The organism is Bradyrhizobium sp., from assembly GCF_030697065.1.
Classification (GTDB): Bacteria; Pseudomonadota; Alphaproteobacteria; order Rhizobiales; family Xanthobacteraceae; genus Bradyrhizobium.
This window is the reverse complement of sequence record NZ_JAUYQU010000094.1, coordinates 1-1,322: the sequence shown is the minus strand read 5'-3', so window position 1 is coordinate 1,322 and position 1,322 is coordinate 1. Positions and strand designations below refer to the sequence as shown.

1 protein-coding gene and 1 pseudogene are annotated in these 1,322 nt (G+C 60.6%); one reads left to right on the top strand and one right to left on the bottom strand.

What is annotated here, in order from left to right; translation table 11 throughout:
* Positions 1 to 211: pseudogene (locus Q8R73_RS06840) on the bottom strand (ferredoxin--NADP reductase); the annotation flags it as partial.
* A 331-nt stretch (positions 212 to 542) separates the two neighbouring features.
* On the opposite strand from Q8R73_RS06840, the gene Q8R73_RS06835 reads away from it, so the two are divergent.
* Positions 543 to 1,322 (top strand): hypothetical protein (locus tag Q8R73_RS06835; RefSeq protein ID WP_305718780.1); only part of this gene is annotated, 780 nt, incomplete at its 3' end.

The window sequence follows — 1,322 nt, the reverse complement described above, 5'->3', positions numbered from 1 at the left end:
CCTTGATGGAGAAGAATTCCAGCGCTTCCTCGTGATTGGCGCTCGCCATCGAATAGGCGCGCAGCAGCGGACGGCCGTCGACCTCAAGTCCGATCATGGCGAACTGGCCGTTCTGGAATCGAAATCCCGAACTGCGGGTGGCGGTGAAGCTGAAAAGCGTATCGGTCCAGTGCCGGACGGAAAGAACTTTCTCTCGATGGAAGGCGCTCATGTGATTTCGTTTTTCCTTGACGCTCTGTGTAGAACGAACGGGTTCTCTACCTCAAAAGAGAGGCCGAAAACCCCTGCAACGATTGATGATTTGGCGTTTGCCTACGCCAAAGCGGGAGATAGTCAACCGTCGCTGACGCGCAACGGCGCCCACATATTGACAGTCGATTCGATGCCGAAACCGGTTCAGAAAATCTGCCTCGCGCAGATCGAATTGGCGAAATTAACTTGCTGAAACGAGTGACGTTCCGGCAGTAAATTGCCCCCGCCCGGCGGAAACACGTTAAAGACTAAAGCAGCGAAAAAATGAATGCCAGATCGCCGGATATCGCATGCGAAGCTTAGAGGAATTCCGATCGGGCAAGCCCATCTCCTATCCCGACCAGTCGATCTATGCGGCCTATGCGTGCGCCGAATTCGGCCTTGATTTCACCGACATCGACGGCGGAACGGGGCTCGTTTTCAGCGTCCATTCGGCGACCCGGAGCTTCCATTTCGGCGCCGGGCGCTGTTCATGGTATCCGCAGAACAGCGCCACTGCTTCGACGCTGGCGTCCGACAAATACTTCGCCGGCCGGATTATGGCGCAGGCCGGCGTCGCGGCGCTCGGCGGCGACTATTTCTTTTTGCACGACCGGCACCGCGCCCATCGCCCCGCCGGGCACGAGCGCGAGGATGCGCTGGCGCATTTTGCGAAGCTGGGCGGCGCGGCCTTCGTCAAACCCCTGACCGGATCACGCGGCGACTTCGCGCAGGCTCTGTATGACGAGGCCGCGCTCGTTCGATACCTCGGTGACGTCGCGCAGTATTACGATGCAATCCTGATGCAGCCGATCGTATCGGGAATCGAATACCGCGTCTTTCTGCTCGACGACGAGATTCTCTTCACCGCGCGCAAGCACCCGCCCTCGGTTGCGGGCGACGGCGCCAGCAGCATCCGCGATCTCCTCAGCGCGCATAACCAATCCCTGCGATCCCGCGGCCTATCGCCGGTTGCCATCGATCCCGACGCCGCATTCGACGCGGTGCTGCCCGCGGGCGAGCGACGGGAAATTCCCGGGCGGATGAACCTGAGCGCCGGCGGAACGATGGTGCTCGAGGCGCCGCCGTCC